Raw genomic sequence first — 16105 nt, forward strand, 5'->3', positions numbered from 1 at the left:
AGAGCGATGAATAAATAAATGAAAAAGTTTTATATATCGCTTCTAGGCAGTGCACTTTTATCTATTGTGGTATTGGGCTGGCTTATTGATGCTTTTAGTCAACAAGCGCATACCCCACAAGATGAATTTAGTCAGCAAAGTAAAATGATCATGGGTTTTAATAAGCAATTAGCTAACATACCTACATCTGAGCGCAGCGATTATGTGAAACAACTAGCCCGAGAGTTTGATGTTTTAATTGACTACAAGCCAAATGAGTCACTCGCTTTACCACCTTCGCTATTGTTACAAATGCACACGCCAGGTGGGCTGATTTTAGAGGATCAGCAAGGCTTTTATATGCTCTATAGTAGCGACGTTTTAAATCCTTTTCACTTATCAATGCGTTTAGATAAAATCTTTGATAGCGAGCAGCATAACGACATTATATTAACTCTACTATTTTACGCAGGCTTATGTGTATTTATGGGGTTTATTATCGCCCCTTTAGCTAAACGGCTGACTGTCTTAAACGAAGCCGCTAAAAAGTTTGCCTCAGGTAATGTTCAAGCCCGAATAAAAGTATCGCACTTTACCTATATAAAAGACGTAGAACTTACTTTTAACCGCATGGCTAGCCAAATAGAGAAACTTGTCGCCGAAAACAAACTAATGGCCTCAAGCTTGTCTCACGACATACGTACCCCTATCGCGTGCCTGCGATTTGGTTTAGATGCGGCATTAGATAGCCATGATGAGCAAAAAATAAAACAGTATTTAATCCGTATGGAGAACGATTTAGATCATATGGAATCGATGCTTAGTAGCTATTTAGCATTTGCTACTTTAGAACAAAACGCGAACAAACTGACCTATTCATCAACCAATATTAAATCCTACCTTGAAGATATTTTAGTTCAACTTGCACCAAAACTTGAAATGCAAATGCTCAACGTACAACTCAATAGTACAGATAAAATAATAAATGCAGATCTTCACTGGTTGGCTCGTGCAATTACTAATTTATTAACTAACGCATGTGATTTTGCAAACCAACATATTTACCTCAGTGCAAGGTTACACGAGCAACAGCTTATAATAACGGTAGAAGATGACGGCCCAGGTATCGCACAAGAAAACTTTAGTAACGTATTTAGCCCATTTTTTAGAGAGGAAGACCACCGTAACAGAGCCGATAAAAGTTATGGCCTTGGCTTAGCCATTGTTACCAAAGTAGCTGATTGGCATCATGGCAGCGTTAAAGTAACTAAAAGCACCCAGCTAGGTGGTGCGTGCTTTACCCTCACTATTGCACAGCACCATAATCCGTAAAGCAATAGTTACAGACTGTAATTAACAATTATTAAACAAAATCAACTCGTTATTTTAAACGACTTAATAACAACAATTAAAATCGATGGTTATAACATACACTTTACTTATTAATTTGTGCTAGATCAGCAAATAAGCACTTTTTATTTTTTTACATTTCCAGTAGATTGTCACCGCCGTCACACAATAGAGAAGTACAATAATATGAGCGCAGTTAGAGGCGAGTTTAGCTCTCGCTTTGGTTTTATTATGGCCGCCGCGGGTTCTGCCGTTGGTTTGGGCAATATTTGGGGATTCCCTACACAAACAGCCAGTAATGGCGGTGCTGCATTTTTAGTCGCATATTTAGTGCTTGCGTTCTTTTTAGCCTACCCCGCTTTAATGGCTGAACTTATGATTGGACGTCATGGCCAAGCAAACGCAGTGTCATCTCTTCAAAAAATATCTAATAAGCCATGGCAAAAACACTTTGCTTTTGCTGTTGGTTTTGGCGGTATTTTATGCGCTGGCTTTATACTAAGCTTTTACGCCATTGTTGCCGGTTGGATGCTCAGCGCCACAGCTGAACCCATAGCCACTTTAGTTGGTGCCAACACAGCATCTACATGGTTAAGCGAGCAATCACTTACTCGAAATATTATATTCACTATGATCTTTATCGTACTAACTGTCGCTATTATAAGTAGAGGCGTTGAAAACGGTATTGAAAAGTGGTCTAAGCGTTTAATGCCTGCACTTTTAGGCATTTTATTTGCACTTATTGCTTATGTGATGACGCAAGATGGTGCTATGGAAGGCTTAAAAGCCTACTTAGTTCCTGACTTTTCATCTATTTTTGACGCAAAACTATTAGTAAGTGCACTAGGGCAAGCTTTCTTCTCTTTATCGCTTGGCACTAGCGTAATGATTATTTACGGCTCGTACATTAGTAAAAAAGAAAATCTCGTTTCTTTAGGTGCCTATGTGACCCTTATTGATGTATTTATAGCCTTTGTTGCAGGTTTACTGATTATTCCGGCTATGTACGTAGCACAAGCTCAAGGCGTTGAAATATTCTCGGCCACAACGGGTAAGCTACTCTCTGAAGATACATTAGTGTTTCAGGTACTCCCCGCTTTATTTGATGGAATGGGCGAAGTTGGCTTATTTGTGGGTTTTTCATTTTTTGCGTTAATGAGTATTGCCGCTTTAACATCATCTATTTCAATGTTAGAGGCGCCAGTATCATACACCGTAGAGCGCTTTGGGATGAAACGCGTTCAAGCAACGTGGTTAATTGGGGCGCTAATCGCTATCGTCAGTATTACAATTGTGTGTAACCTTAGCAGCTTATTTGGCTTAGTAATCACTCTCACTACAAAAGTAGCTCAGCCTTTACTTGGTCTTATGTGTTGTATATTTGTAGGCTGGATTTGGTATAGAGGCTCATTACTAAAAGCAATTCAAGAGGGTAACCCTGAAGTTCACAATACATTGTTTTGGAAAATATGGCCTTGGTATACTAAGTTTGTATGTCCACTTGCTATTGGCATGGTGTTTTTACATTCACTATTAAGCTAAATGATACCTTAGCCTTAAAATAGTTTTAAATAAAATAGCCCACATTAGTGGGCTTTTTTATAGCTGCTTAAATTGGATTTATTGAGTGAGTTTTAAAATCATATCTTGATGAGGTATACCGTCTTCTAGATATTCACTTTTGTAATCTTCAAAGCCAAAGGAGCGGTAAAAATCAAGTAAGTAGGTTTGTGCGCCAATATAAATATCTCGTTCAGGCCACCGCTCTTTACAGCATTCTATAGCTTTACTTACAAGTACAGTGGCGTCGCCTTTGCCACGCGCACTTTTACTTACCAGCACGCGCCCTATTGCGCTGTATTGCTCATTTTTTTCATAGCATCGGGCATAAGTGTGTAGCCGCCCATTGTCTAGTGTATATAAATGCTGTGTATTTAAATCAATATCTACATCATCAAGTTCAGGGTAAGGGCACGCCTGCTCTACAACAAATACGTCTACACGTCCTCGCATAATAGTAAAAAGAGTATGCGCATCTAAAGCATTAAACTGCTCACATTTAAATTGCATTTTAAATCCTATAAACAATAAACCCAGCCTAGGCCGGGTTTAATAAAATTATTCACTTGTTAGTTTATATTAAGCAAATAAGCGCTCTAGTTGGTCGCACAACTGCGATAAATTCACGTGGTCATGCTCTATCGTTAAATCTACATAACCATCGCCTCTAAAGGCCCTGTCTAGCTCTATAAGCACGTGTGTTTTATGTGCCTCTGGTACAAATGACAACTCGATCTCTTGAATGCCAAATAAACTACGGCTATTTGGCTTATATTCAAGTTCCTGATAACAGCCCGATAACGATTGAAATGTTGAAGCGCGCAAATGGCCTTTTTCTACATCAGCTTTCATTAAGCTAAAACCTAGCTTTTCCATCGCCTGCATGCACGTTTTAACAGCTTCATTAGGGTAAATATGTAAATGGTCTTTATCGCTCGGATCAAGTGCTAAATCAATATCTAAACCTGTTTCAAGCCACACATGAGATTGATTGTAACCTGCATTAATTTCTGTAATAGGTGTTTCAGAATGAAGACGTGCTTCAAAAGGGATACTTTTAACTTCGCCAGGCTCAATTGTACCTATATCTGTAATTCGCCATTGGTCAATCACATGATTGGTAAAATAATCGCCATCATCACCTGCCACTTTAACACGGGTCATAAGTAATAAATCTAAGCCTGCAATATCTTGGCTAACATCACCTGCGGTAATGACTATTTGTGCATTAAAAAGCTGACCAGGTTGTAGGTGTTCAGTCTCTAAAACAGTATCTACTTTTGCAGCACCAATACCTACCGACGCTAAAATCTTTTTAAACATATATTTCTCCTTAAGCTGAGCGGTTCTATTATTTGCTCTTGCTTAAACTTCTTCGTTATCGCATCTTAACCATATTTAAAAGCCAATGTCAGTGAAAAAATGTTATTTACATGCTATTTACGATTAAATATATGTTTGATGCGTATTTTTTATACACAGCTAGGCAAGTATTTGATTAGACGCGTTCATTTTTAGGTCTATTTTTATTTTCAATGGTATAAATTTTTCGTTACACTGCAACCCCAAATGAAGTGATATTAAGAATTATGGAACTAATCTATTTTGCCGCCGCGTTTGTGTGTGGCTTTGCTGTTTATCAGTTAAAGCTGCCTCCTCTTATTGGATTTTTATTAGCAGGTTTTGCTTTAAATTTATCAGGTTATAAAAGTACAGAGTTGCTCGATACAATAGCAGCACTTGGCGTAACCCTTCTTCTTTTTAGTATTGGTTTAAAGCTAAAGGTAAACAGTTTAATTAAACCCCAAGTGTGGGCGCCTGCAACATTGCATATTATTTTTAGCAGCGCGCTTTTTAGTGGCTTTATGTTATTGCTTGGTGTTTTCGCTATTCCACTGTTTATTGATTTAAGTTGGCAAAGTGCTTTATTAGTTGGGTTTGCGCTTAGTTTTTCAAGTACTGTATTTGCAGTAAAAGTGCTTGAAGAACGCGGAGAAATGGCAAGCCTTCACGGTAAAATAGCCATTGGTATACTAGTCATGCAAGATATCTTTGCTGTTATCTTTTTAGCGATTAGTACAGGTAAAATTCCAAATGTATGGGCAATTGCATTAATAATTGCTCTGCCTTTATTACGACCTGTCATGTATGGCGTATTAAATCGCTCTAAACATGGTGAACTATTACCATTATTTGGTTTTTTCTTTGCTTTAGTTGCTGGTTATCATGCATTTGAATTTGCAGGATTAAAAGGCGACCTAGGCGCACTCATAATTGGGATGATGTTTGCACCACATAAAAAAGCAGGAGAACTATCAAAATCTCTGCTTAATTTAAAAGACATATTATTAGTCGGTTTTTTCTTAAGTATTGGCTTGAGCGCAGAGCTAACCACTAGCTCATTAATCGTTGCTATTATACTTGTTTTAGTTTTACCTATTAAAATAGCGCTTTATTACGTGTTCACAAATATATTCAAACTACGCGCACGTACATCATTACTTACCGCCTTTAGTTTATCTAACTACAGTGAATTTGGGTTAATTGTATGTGCAGTAGCAGCTAGCACAGGCATGATCACTTCGGAGTGGCTCGCTGTAATGGCAATTGCTGTTTCTATTACCTTTGTAATTGCCTCGCCGTTAAATAAGCGCTCAAACGAGCTATACGTAAAAATAGAGCACTGGCTATTAAAGTTTGAAAGCAAAACTCGTTTAGCTGAAGAGCTACCTGTTAACCTAAACGATACTAAAATAGTCATTTTTGGTATGGGACGTATTGGTACTGGTGCTTATGAAACAATCAACGCGACTCACCCAAATGTTGTTGCAGGCATAGATATAAAACCTGAAGTGGTAGATAAGCACGTTAACAGAGGCCGCAACGTATTAATTGCTGATGCAACAGATCCTGATTTTTGGCAACGAGTAAATCATTCGCAAGTAGAAATGGTCATGCTTGCAATGCCAAAGCATATGCAAAATATTTTTGCGCTAGAGCAACTACAAGCCTCAGGTTATAAAGGCCAAGTAACAGCTATTGCAAACTACCCTGATCAACAAAAAGAGCTAGAAGAAATGGGTGTTCATTCTACTTATAACTTTTACTTAGAAGCAGGTAGTGGTTTTGCAGAGCACGTTAAACAAGAGCTATTTAACGAATAATCACTTTTTATAACGTCTATAAATAACAAAGCCTTAAAATCATTAAGGCTTTGTTATTAGTTTTTAAATGAAAAGCAATTCTATTTACATTCCTTTACAAGCCATTTCACCACGACCATAAAAAACAGGTAGACTATCCATGTTGGTTAAATAAAACCCCATGTTCTAATAATAACTTAATTAGATCCCAGCTAATTAAAGTTCAACTAGGTTTATATTAATCAACAAAAAATTATTAAATCAGAGGGCCTACTCCCTCGCAAAATAGGCTGTTTCTTGCCCGTCACAGCCTATTTTATATTTCTAAAATCCCTTACACTTACGCAGACTTTAAAACCTAAGTAACTCTTATGGATCCAAAACAATTAAAAATAGCTGTAAATACAACGATGCCTTTTGGGAAATATGCTGGGCGCCCTTTATTATTACTACCAGAACCTTATTTGGTGTGGTTCAAACAGCAGGGATTTCCTAACTCGAAACTTGGTAGCCAACTAGCGATGATGTATGAGGTTAAACTAAATGGCCTTGAGCAAATGTTAATGCCATTACTTGAAAAAAATAAAAAATAATTGAGAACTTTTTTAAATACTTGCGGTCTATTATATTGCTACTTGTTGATTTTGGTTTTTAACCGCAAAAAAAGCGCCTTAGGCGCTTTTTTTATGTCTTAAATTTGAGAGGTAAATATACAATAAATTTAGCACCACCTAAGCTTGAGCTTTCTGCTTTACACTCTCCTTGGTGCCACGACACAATTTTAGCAACTATAGCAAGCCCTAAACCAAAGCCACCAGTGTCCTTGCCTCTACTTTTATCTAATCGAGTAAAGGGCTTAAATACGTTTTCTCGCTCAACGGGGTCAATCCCTTCACCATCATCTTCAACAATCAATACGATGTGAGTTGCCTCTTGTAGCAATGAAATTTTGACTTGTTGATGAGTGTATTTGAGCGCATTGCCAATTAAATTTTGAAATACTCGCGCCATAAAGTGGCTATCACAGAAGTAATTTAAATGCTCAGGGAGGTTTATAGAGAGCGTTGTTCTAGCTTCAAAATTTAGCTTTTCAATAGTGGTTTTTACCAGCCCAGCTAAATCGCAGTTTATTGGCTGTAAACTTGGTTGTTGAGAGTCTAATCGCGCGTATTCAAGCATTTCAGAGACTAGTGACTCAAGCTCACTAATGTCTGTTTGCATGTTTGTTAGGTATTTTTCGCCTTTTTCATCAAGCATTTGCTCTTGTAACATTACAATTGCAAACTTTAAACGTGCTAATGGCGTTCTAAATTCATGTGATACCGATGAGGTAAGCTCTTGCTGCGCACTAAGTAAAAACTCAATACGTTGCTGCATTACCTTTAATGTATCTGTTATAGGTAAAAAGAAAGACTTAGAAGAGTCATTTAGTTGAAAGTCTTGCAAACCCTCTACCGCTTCACACGCTTTACGTAGCTTTGCAAAGTCACGCCAGAGTAAAAAGCTCCATAGCCCAACTGGTATACCTACAATAATAAGTAGTAATAAATACGGCCAAACTGAAGATGATTCTTGCGTTAATACACCTACCGGCCCTACCTGAAGTAATGAATCATTACCGAGATCTACATACCAAACAATGCGTTGTTGCTTATCATACAAATATAAGTAGTGATTTTGATTTAGCTGCGATTGTTGTTTTTGAGGGAGTATTAAATCACGTCGTTCAATCACTTTACTTTCAAAGTTATGCTTTAGCTTTTTAAGACCATTTGGGGTTTGCGAAAGCAACCACAGTGATTGCCCAAACTCATCGTCTAAGAAGACCTGCTGCTGTGACTCTTCATAGGGCCACAGCTGCTCAATAACACCACTTACAACAAATAATGAAACAATGATATATAAGTATAAGCTGGTAAACAGTTTTCCCATTACAGCCGATTAACCTTAAATAGTTCTAGAGATCCCACGCATCAGAAACAAATAAATAGCCTTGTCCCCATACAGTTTTTATACGATACGGCTTATCACTGTTGTCGCCTAATTTTTTACGAATTCGTGATACGCGTACATCCACAGTTCTATCAAGTCCGTCGTATTGACGGCCAATCATATGTTGGTGCACATGCTCTCTGCTTAGTACTTCACCCGCATTTGACGCTAATAGCCATAGTAGTTCAAACTCGTGCGAAGTTAATACAATCTCTGAATCACTTAGTTTTACAATACGGCTTGTTTTATCGATGACTAAATCACCAAACTGCAGTTCTTCACTAGATTTTACTATTGGTTGCCCACGTCGAAGTAATGCATTGATCCGCGCTAGTAATACACGTGGCTCTGCTGGTTTTATTACATAATCATCAGCACCAAGTTCTAAACCAAGTACTTGGTCGAAGTCTTCACCTTTAGCAGTCAACATTAAAATTGGTAGAGTAAATTTATCTCTTACTTGGCGGCAAACGCTAAAGCCATCTTTACCTGGCAGCATAACGTCTAGAATCATTAAATCGGGTGTATTGTTTTCTAGGTAATTAAACACTTCGTCACCGCGGTCTAACACTTCGACTTCAAGGCCATTATGTTCAAGGTAATCTTTTGTTAACTGTTGTAAACCGAGATCATCTTCAACAAGTAAAATTTTTGGCATTAGTTGCTCCTAAATTAAAAAAAGCTCCACGGAGAGCGAAGCCTACGCCTATTTTTTTTAGCATGGGCGCTTTGTACTTCAACCTGTGTTTTTGCTATTAACACACCCGTATGAGGATTGATTAAGGAGTATATGGTCTCCACCTGAACACGCGCTTTATAATTAAATTGCCCAGAACGCTGCTGCTGCCAGCATTGAAGTAGTTGTTCTTGTTGATACAAACAGACATCACTATAGGTGTTTAATAGCCATTTAAACTGTAAATCAAGATCGCAAAAATCCTGCTGTTCGGAAACCACGCAGACTTTTGGAGAAACACTAAAAACAGGGGTTTGTGCCACGCTAAAACCACTAAAAAAAGTGGTAATAAACACAACTAATATTGAATACTTCATATTAAAAAGTACGATCGAATCCTATAAATGCAGTCATTGAATAAGTACGTTCAAAGAGCGGACTGCCATCCATAGCCGAATAGTCGTAATATGCTACATGAAAACGAAGAGAGTCAGCCTTACTCAGTGGCCAACGGGCGTCGATTTTAGCATAAGGTTGCCAACTACTACCAACGTCTATTTTGCCAAATTGAGTTTCACCCTCATTAAGTCCATAAAAATAGCTATTTAGTTCCGCAGATTTATAGTTTATTCCAAGTGTTGGCTTTATTTTAAGCTTTCCTAGCACAGTATGATATTGCCACTGCAATGCACCGCGTACACCTCGATAAACATCGGTTATATCATGCAGAGCCTGAACTGAAAAAACATGGTCATCATTTACATAGTGATATGCAATACCCGCATCCAAGGCAATTTGCCGTTTATGCAAATTATCAATATCAGCGTAGCGAGAGGACGAGGCTTCATTTTGCATTACGAGCTGATTATTAAGAGCACTACTTTGCAATGCAAATACATTTTTAGGGTGCCAGTCTATAAAAAAGCGAGATTCAGAGTTGAGTTCACTAACTAGATTAAAGTGATGCTTTGGGGATTGTGAAAATGAATAGCCAAGGCGGCCATTATCAAAAAACCATTGCTCTGCATAAAATGCAATTTGTGGAATAAGCACAAGCGGAATATGATCTCCACCATGCAAAGGGTTGGTTATAACTCCAGCCCCAACGCTTAAACTCAAATGCAGGCGATCAGTTGTTATATCTTGCTCTGTATAATCGTCAGCATGCTTGCTTGCCTGTGTTGCTTGCACCGAAAGGCAAGCAAACAAAGTGCTAAAGCATAGAGCAGTTAATAAGGAGAAGGAATACCGCATCAGCGTACATCAAAGTATTAAATTAAGTAAGTTCCCCATACTAGCAAGGTCTTTTTAAACTAGCTCTAGCTGGTTACAATTATTCACAATTTGTATACACAAATGTTAACTTTTGTGTTTTTGAAGTGACAACCCCTTCAAATTAGTTATGTGCGTTGGCTAAGCTGGCACTGCTTTGAGAAACTTTGGAAATGAGGGATAACCTCGCAAATGCTTTAATTCAAATAAAATCTGCAGGAAGCCAACTCTAACAACTTTTTTTTATTAACCTTACAAGCTACTAGGTTACCAAAGTTAATAGCGGCTTTAGCCGTAATAAATCAAGCTTCTGATGCTTATTAAATATCAGGGGCTATTTCTATTCGGTTTCGGCCATGTGTTTTTGCGATATATAAGGCTCTATCTGCACGCTCAACTAAAACTGAGCTATTAGTAAATGGACGTAAAATAGCTAAACCAAAACTTGCAGAAATAGCACGTTTAGCTGTTATATCATGCTTTTTACGAATCGCTAATTTCGCAATAGCTAAACGTATACAATCGGCAAACGCTATTATATCGTTAATAGTGTCAAAATAAGCTGTTATACAAAACTCTTCGCCACCGTATCTATATATATTTGCTGTTTCAGTTGTATTTTCTCTCACTTTTTTGGCAACTAACCTCAACACTTCGTCACCCTTTTGATGACCAAAGTCATCGTTAAAACGTTTAAAGTGATCAATATCAAACATAATTAGTACGGCAAGAGAATCTTCCTGTGCTTTCTCTGAGTATTCAAAACAAAATTTTACGATATCTGAATCAAACTTACCTCGGTTATAAAACCCCGTAAGCGTGTCGGTATCAGCTGCTTCTTTTGAAATATTAAGTGCTTCTTTTAAATCTTTTATTTCGTTGTAAGCAACAGCTAACTTAGTTTGAAATTCTCTAGCATAATCCTGCATAGCAATAGAATCGTCGGTTAAGCGCTCTACACAACCTAATATTTCATTATAAGAATTTACATCAGCAAGCATATTTAATTCATTTTGTGAATCAACTAAACTTGTTGTAAAGCTTTTGGAATGCTCAAGCGTGGTGCTTATATCTTGCTGGACTTGCTCCATAGTTGTATGGAACTTTTCAGTCATTTCTTGAAAGAAAGCCAGATCGTCTTACGTTAAATGCTTATCAAAAATTTCTTTTGCTTTGTCTTGTGAGCATGTTTGTTGCTCAGCAATAACATGGTCTAATTCAGCATTTAATGAAGGGTTACTCCCTTGAATGTAACAGTACCAAATTGCATAGTTGATAGGCGTAACCGGCATGCGGTATTTTACCATCAAAAGAATCGCCTTTTTAAGGCATTGAGCAGAATGAGCAAGTGATACGGCGTGGTTCATAAATAAACTCTCAAGCGTCATTGTTTTTATTATTAGCACTCAATGTTAAGTAATAGTAAACTCATACGCAACCTATATTAATACTATTTAACTAATTTGCTTGCTCTGTGTGCATATTAAATTGCTTTTGCTTCTAAAGTTTGCGCAATATTCCACAACGCACTGATTGCAGGGTCATTTAACTCTTTTCTTAATACCGCCAAACCGATATCAAACCCTTCAGGTGCCTGCATTTTTGGTGTTAGTATTTGTACCTTATCCTGCAGCGGGCTATTATCTAGCACTATTTTAGGGACCATTGCGACGCCTAGCCCTAAGCTCACCATAGATACCATTGCTTCATGTCCTGCAACTTGGGCGTAGATTTTTCCGTGAATATTATTTTTGCGCCACCAGTGCTCTAACCTTTGGCGAGAAAAACCTTGTTCTGGGACAATAAACTCTAAATCAGACCAATTAATGTCATCACTATTTTGTGTAAGCTTTTGTGTGATCGGACATTGAATTTTTGGGCCAATTAATAAAAGTGGTGAGTGCCCAATATCAACAAAGGCAATTTGCGACGGTAATTTATTAGGCTTAGCTGCAATTGCCATTAATTCGTGGCCATCAAGTACACGATTTATAGCAAGTGCTGGGTCGCCTGTATTTAATGTTATCTCTATGTACTGATGCTGCGCACGAAGTTGTTCTAATATTTGATGTAAAAAACTATAAGATGCAGTTACAGAACAATAAATACTTACTTTGCCGTAAATATGCTGTTGTGGGTCTTTTACATTCGTTTTAAAACGTTGCCAATTAGCAAGCGTTGCCGTTGCGTAATCAATAAAGGACTCCCCCTCACGCGTTAATTTAACGCTTCGGTTATCGCGGATAAACAATGCTACTCCAACTTCTTCTTCCAAATGTTTTATATTTCGGCTCAAAGTGGGTGCGCTTATGTGGCAAAGCTCACTTGCGCGCCCAAAGTGAAGTGTTTTAGCCAACGCTAAAAAGTAGTTTAAGTGCTTATGTTCCATCCAACCCCCTGCATTTCATATTATGAAACACTTTAATTCAAATATATCATTTTACGCAAGCAACGATTTTACATATGGTGTTTGTAAGCGCAGTAAACATTGCGCATCTAACAAACATGACTTTATAGGACACTAACAATGGCGAATTATTTCAATACCTTACCTTTACGCGAGCAATTAGCGCAATTAGCGCAATGTGAATTTATGGACGCAGGCGAATTTGCCGATGGCGTTGATGCACTTAAAGGTAAAAAACTAGTTATTGTAGGCTGTGGCGCACAAGGTTTAAACCAAGGCTTAAACTTACGTGACTCTGGTTTAGATGTTTCTTACACATTACGCGCATCAGCTATTTCTGAGCGTCGCCAATCATTTTTGAACGCATCTGAAAACGGCTTTACTGTTGGCACTTACGAAGAACTAATCCCAACAGCTGATGTAGTACTTAATTTAACACCAGATAAGCAACATACTGCTGTAGTAAGTGCAATTATGCCGCTTATGAAAAAAGGCTCTACACTTGCCTACTCTCATGGCTTTAATATTGTTGAAGAAGGCATGCAAGTACGTGAAGACATTACTGTAATCATGGTTGCGCCTAAGTGTCCTGGTTCTGAAGTACGTGAAGAATACAAACGCGGTTTTGGTGTACCAACTCTAATTGCTGTTCACCCAGAAAATGACCCTCAAGGTCATGGTTTAGCACAAGCTAAAGCGTATGCAGCAGGGACTGGCGGACACCGTGCAGGTGTACTTAAATCATCATTTATTGCTGAAGTTAAGTCAGACCTAATGGGCGAGCAAACCATTTTATGTGGCATGTTACAAACTGGCTCTATTTTATGTTTTGATAAAATGATAGAAAAAGGCGTTGATGCGGGTTATGCATCAAAGCTAATTCAATACGGCTGGGAAGTAATTACCGAAGCACTTAAGTACGGCGGCGTTACAAACATGCTTGACCGCCTTTCAAACCCTGCAAAAGTAAAAGCGTTCGAACTAAGCGAAGAGCTAAAACTAATTATGCGCCCGCTTTATAATAAGCATCAAGATGACATCATCGACGGCACTTTCTCACGCACTATGATGGAAGACTGGAATAACGATGACGTAAACTTACTTAAATGGCGCGCTGAAACAGCAGAGACTAACTTTGAAAAGACCCCTGCTGGCGATGTAGAAATCTCAGAACAGGAATTTTTTGATAACGGTATTTTAATGGTAGCAATGGTAAAAGCAGGTGTTGAACTTGCTTTTGAAACCATGACAGCAGCCGGTATTATTGAAGAGTCAGCTTACTACGAGTCTTTACATGAAACGCCATTAATTGCTAATACTATTGCACGCAAAAAGCTTTTTGAAATGAACCGTACAATTTCTGACACTGCAGAGTATGGATGTTACCTATATAACCATGCATGTTTACCATTACTTGCAGATTTTATGAAAAACATTGATACAGATGTTATTGGTAAAGGTCTTGGCGAGCACAGTAACCAAGTTGATAACCAAACATTAATTCAAATTAACGCCGCCCTTCGTGAGCACCCAGTTGAAAAAGTAGGTGCTAAATTACGTGGCTACATGTCAGCAATGAAAAAGATTGTTTAACCCTAAACGATAAATGTTTCGCTTGTTAGAAACCAAGCCTATATGCTTTGCATATGGGCTTTTTTATGCGTATTCATAAAACTTTAACCATACCACGCTACCTTCTATTCATTTTGCAGTAGGCAATATTTAGCTCAAAATAAATAATGTGCTAATATAGCCCTCTACTCAGTTGTAAAATTAATTAATATCATGACGATACAAAACCTTTCTATTACTCAAAAAATCACAGCTTTAGGCAGTGTTATTGCTATATGCGTAGCGGCACTGATTGGCTTGACCTCTTTATACAGCTCTAAAGACATAATTGAGCAACGTATGATCGAGTCAGAGCTACCTAGTAAACTGCAAACAATCAGTAATCATATAGGCGGTGAAATTAACGAGTTACTTGGTGCTGCTCAGCAACTATCATCAAACGAATTTATTTTACAATGGGCTCAATCAAACAACCAAGACGATACATTACTATTAAAAGAATTAAATCGTGTTGCCCAACAATACGATTTAGCAACAGCATCTTGGGCAAATAGAGACACTGCACAGTATTGGAATCAAAATGGTTTTTTACGAGTGTTAAAAAACGATGCAGCTGATGGCTGGTTTTTTGCTTTTAAGCAATCAAAACAACCTTATTCTATCAGTATTTATCAAGAATCAGCCAATGATGTAAAAATGTTTATAAATCATCAGCAGGCTAATGGTACTGGTTTAGCAGGTCTTGCAAAAAGCATCACTGATATGCAAAAGCTATTACAGCAATTTAAAATTGAGCAAACAGGTTTTGTATTTATAGCCGATAAAAATGGATTAATTCAACTTCATAAAGATGCCAATAAAGTAGCAAAAGCAAATATTGACGATTTATATACTGCAAATATCCACAACCAACTATTTAATAGTAATGGCTTTGCACTAGAAGAAATTAACTTAAATGGCGAACCCACTCTTGTCGCCGCTACGCCAATTAAAAACACTGACTTATATGTTGTAGCTCAAGTACCAAAAAGTGAAGTATTCGCAAGTGTAAACACCCTACAATGGCAAATATTTACTTTTACAGTGATCACCGCGTTAGTTGCTAGCTTGATTAGTTACTTACTTGCTCGCTCTCTTTCATCTCCACTTTCTAAAATGGCTGAGTTATTTTCACGCTTAGGCTCTGGCGATGCAAACTTAGCGTACCGCTTACCAGAATCAAGCCAACCAGAGCTCAACAATTTAAGTAATGGCTTTAACCAGTTTATAAATAAAATAGAAACAGCGATTACTCAAGTTGCCAGTGAAAGCCACGATATTCGCCAAAGTTCTGATCATGTATTTGAACAGGCAAAACGAAACTCGCAAGCAATTGATAATCAAAAAGAGCAAACAATATCTGTCGCAGCAGCTATCAACGAAATGGGCGCTACAGTGCAAGAAATAGCACAAAGCGCAGCGAATACAGCTAAGTTAACCGATAACAGCCGTGAGAACACCATTCAAAGCCACAAACAAGTATTACAAAGCCAGGCAACTATCTCAGCCCTAGCTAGCGATATTGATGGCATAACAGAGCAAGTTATTTTGCTTTCTAAAAAAACGGTTGATATAGCAAGTATTGTGGATTCAATTAGAGGGATATCGGATCAGACTAATCTACTTGCTTTAAACGCGGCAATTGAATCTGCTCGCGCAGGTGAGCACGGCCGAGGCTTTGCTGTTGTTGCTGATGAAGTACGCGCTCTGGCAAACCGTACATCGCAATCAACCACCGAAATTCAATCTATGATTGAAGAGCTTACAAGAATATCTGATGATGTAGTTAATGATATTAGCCAATCAAAAGATAAAGCGCAGCAAAGCGTTGGTGCAATGCAAAGCTCAGTAGAATTACTCGATGCGATAGCCGAAACAGCTAATCAAATAAACGATATGGCTACGCTTATTGCAACTGCAACTGAGCAGCAAAGTAATGTGGTTGCTGATGTAGGTCGTAACATAGAGCAAATAAGTGAAATTAGCGATAAAGCAATGAGTGAGCAAATCAATACAGAGCAAGCTATTCGTGATTTAGCAAACAGCGCTCAAACACTCGATGCACTTGTCGCTACCTTTGAAAAACATCGCTAAGCAGCTATAACTGCTATGTTT

The 16105-nt window shown here is 38.0% G+C and carries 13 protein-coding genes and 1 pseudogene; 6 read left to right on the forward strand and 8 right to left on the reverse strand.

Translation table 11 applies throughout. The features are described from left to right. The first annotated feature begins 18 nt into the window (after nucleotides 1-18). Both I6F10_RS05565 and I6F10_RS05570 read left to right on the forward strand, forming a co-directional pair. Nucleotides 19-1311 carry a sensor histidine kinase gene (locus I6F10_RS05565; RefSeq protein ID WP_149591799.1) on the forward strand — a complete coding sequence of 431 codons (1293 nt, stop codon included), beginning with the start codon at nucleotides 19-21 and terminating at the stop codon, nucleotides 1309-1311. Nucleotides 1312-1515: 204 nt separating this feature from the next. Beyond that, nucleotides 1516-2871 (forward strand): sodium-dependent transporter, encoded by a 1356-nt coding sequence (locus I6F10_RS05570; protein ID WP_138488731.1) that lies wholly within the window; start codon nucleotides 1516-1518, stop codon nucleotides 2869-2871. 78 nt (nucleotides 2872-2949) lie between these two features. Here I6F10_RS05570 and I6F10_RS05575 read toward each other — a convergent pair whose 3' ends face one another. Both I6F10_RS05575 and I6F10_RS05580 read right to left on the reverse strand, forming a co-directional pair. Further along, a complete protein-coding gene (locus I6F10_RS05575; RefSeq protein ID WP_004335742.1) occupies nucleotides 2950-3399 on the reverse strand; it encodes a GNAT family N-acetyltransferase in 450 nt (149 codons plus the stop codon). Between the two features lie 69 nt (nucleotides 3400-3468). Next, nucleotides 3469-4212 carry a sporulation protein gene (locus tag I6F10_RS05580; protein WP_004335740.1) on the reverse strand — a complete coding sequence of 248 codons (744 nt, stop codon included), beginning with the start codon at nucleotides 4210-4212 and terminating at the stop codon, nucleotides 3469-3471. Between the two features lie 266 nt (nucleotides 4213-4478). Here I6F10_RS05580 and I6F10_RS05585 point away from each other — a divergent pair, with 266 nt between their 5' ends. Together I6F10_RS05585 and I6F10_RS05590 are read left to right on the forward strand one after the other, a co-directional pair. Then, nucleotides 4479-6053, forward strand: a complete 1575-nt coding sequence (locus I6F10_RS05585; RefSeq protein WP_004335737.1) for a cation:proton antiporter family protein — start codon at nucleotides 4479-4481, stop codon at nucleotides 6051-6053. Between the two features lie 350 nt (nucleotides 6054-6403). Next, on the forward strand, nucleotides 6404-6625 hold the full coding sequence (locus I6F10_RS05590) for a DUF3820 family protein (RefSeq protein ID WP_024594942.1): 222 nt from the start codon (nucleotides 6404-6406) through the stop codon (nucleotides 6623-6625). A gap of 91 nt (nucleotides 6626-6716) precedes the next feature. Here the strand turns inward: I6F10_RS05590 and I6F10_RS05595 are convergent, their stop codons facing one another. From I6F10_RS05595 to ilvY, 6 genes and pseudogenes are all read right to left on the reverse strand, one after another. Beyond that, the gene (locus I6F10_RS05595; RefSeq protein ID WP_197098576.1) at nucleotides 6717-7964 is read right to left on the reverse strand and encodes an ATP-binding protein; all 1248 of its coding nucleotides are present in this window, start codon (nucleotides 7962-7964) and stop codon (nucleotides 6717-6719) included. Between the two features lie 25 nt (nucleotides 7965-7989). Then, entirely contained in the window at nucleotides 7990-8682 is a 693-nt protein-coding gene (locus I6F10_RS05600) for a response regulator (RefSeq protein WP_004335729.1), read from the reverse strand. Between the two features lie 14 nt (nucleotides 8683-8696). After that, nucleotides 8697-9077: a DUF3019 domain-containing protein gene (locus I6F10_RS05605; RefSeq protein ID WP_024594944.1), complete on the reverse strand. Its 381-nt coding sequence runs from the start codon at nucleotides 9075-9077 to the stop codon at nucleotides 8697-8699. A gap of 1 nt (nucleotide 9078) precedes the next feature. Continuing rightward, entirely contained in the window at nucleotides 9079-9891 is an 813-nt protein-coding gene (locus I6F10_RS05610) for a MipA/OmpV family protein (protein WP_197098577.1), read from the reverse strand. Between the two features lie 401 nt (nucleotides 9892-10292). Further along, nucleotides 10293-11339, reverse strand: a pseudogene (locus I6F10_RS05615) (GGDEF domain-containing protein). Nucleotides 11340-11455: 116 nt separating this feature from the next. Next, a complete protein-coding gene (gene ilvY / locus I6F10_RS05620) occupies nucleotides 11456-12361 on the reverse strand; it encodes an HTH-type transcriptional activator IlvY (protein ID WP_024594947.1) in 906 nt (301 codons plus the stop codon). Between the two features lie 138 nt (nucleotides 12362-12499). Between ilvY and ilvC the strand changes: the two genes are divergently transcribed. Both ilvC and I6F10_RS05630 read left to right on the forward strand, forming a co-directional pair. Further along, nucleotides 12500-13972, forward strand: coding sequence for a ketol-acid reductoisomerase (ilvC, locus tag I6F10_RS05625; protein WP_197098578.1), 1473 nt, complete (start codon nucleotides 12500-12502; stop codon nucleotides 13970-13972). Nucleotides 13973-14164: 192 nt separating this feature from the next. Then, the gene (locus I6F10_RS05630; protein WP_197098579.1) at nucleotides 14165-16084 is read left to right on the forward strand and encodes a methyl-accepting chemotaxis protein; all 1920 of its coding nucleotides are present in this window, start codon (nucleotides 14165-14167) and stop codon (nucleotides 16082-16084) included. Nucleotides 16085-16105 lie beyond the last annotated feature (21 nt).

Source organism: Pseudoalteromonas sp. SWYJZ98 (assembly GCF_015864495.1).
In the GTDB taxonomy this organism is placed as follows: domain Bacteria; phylum Pseudomonadota; class Gammaproteobacteria; order Enterobacterales; family Alteromonadaceae; genus Pseudoalteromonas; species Pseudoalteromonas distincta.

Excerpts from the sequence above, each read along its gene's own strand:
- I6F10_RS05595 (WP_197098576.1), bottom strand. The coding sequence starts at position 7,964 with ATGGGAAAACTGTTTACCAGCTTATACTTATATATCATTGTTTCATTA.
- ilvY (WP_024594947.1), bottom strand. The coding sequence starts at position 12,361 with ATGGAACATAAGCACTTAAACTACTTTTTAGCGTTGGCTAAAACACTT.
- I6F10_RS05600 (WP_004335729.1), bottom strand. The coding sequence starts at position 8,682 with ATGCCAAAAATTTTACTTGTTGAAGATGATCTCGGTTTACAACAGTTA.
- I6F10_RS05630 (WP_197098579.1), top strand. The coding sequence starts at position 14,165 with ATGACGATACAAAACCTTTCTATTACTCAAAAAATCACAGCTTTAGGC.
- I6F10_RS05605 (WP_024594944.1), bottom strand. The coding sequence starts at position 9,077 with ATGAAGTATTCAATATTAGTTGTGTTTATTACCACTTTTTTTAGTGGT.
- I6F10_RS05575 (WP_004335742.1), bottom strand. The coding sequence starts at position 3,399 with ATGCAATTTAAATGTGAGCAGTTTAATGCTTTAGATGCGCATACTCTT.
- I6F10_RS05580 (WP_004335740.1), bottom strand. The coding sequence starts at position 4,212 with ATGTTTAAAAAGATTTTAGCGTCGGTAGGTATTGGTGCTGCAAAAGTA.
- ilvC (WP_197098578.1), top strand. The coding sequence starts at position 12,500 with ATGGCGAATTATTTCAATACCTTACCTTTACGCGAGCAATTAGCGCAA.
- I6F10_RS05590 (WP_024594942.1), top strand. The coding sequence starts at position 6,404 with ATGGATCCAAAACAATTAAAAATAGCTGTAAATACAACGATGCCTTTT.
- I6F10_RS05565 (WP_149591799.1), top strand. The coding sequence starts at position 19 with ATGAAAAAGTTTTATATATCGCTTCTAGGCAGTGCACTTTTATCTATT.
- I6F10_RS05570 (WP_138488731.1), top strand. The coding sequence starts at position 1,516 with ATGAGCGCAGTTAGAGGCGAGTTTAGCTCTCGCTTTGGTTTTATTATG.
- I6F10_RS05585 (WP_004335737.1), top strand. The coding sequence starts at position 4,479 with ATGGAACTAATCTATTTTGCCGCCGCGTTTGTGTGTGGCTTTGCTGTT.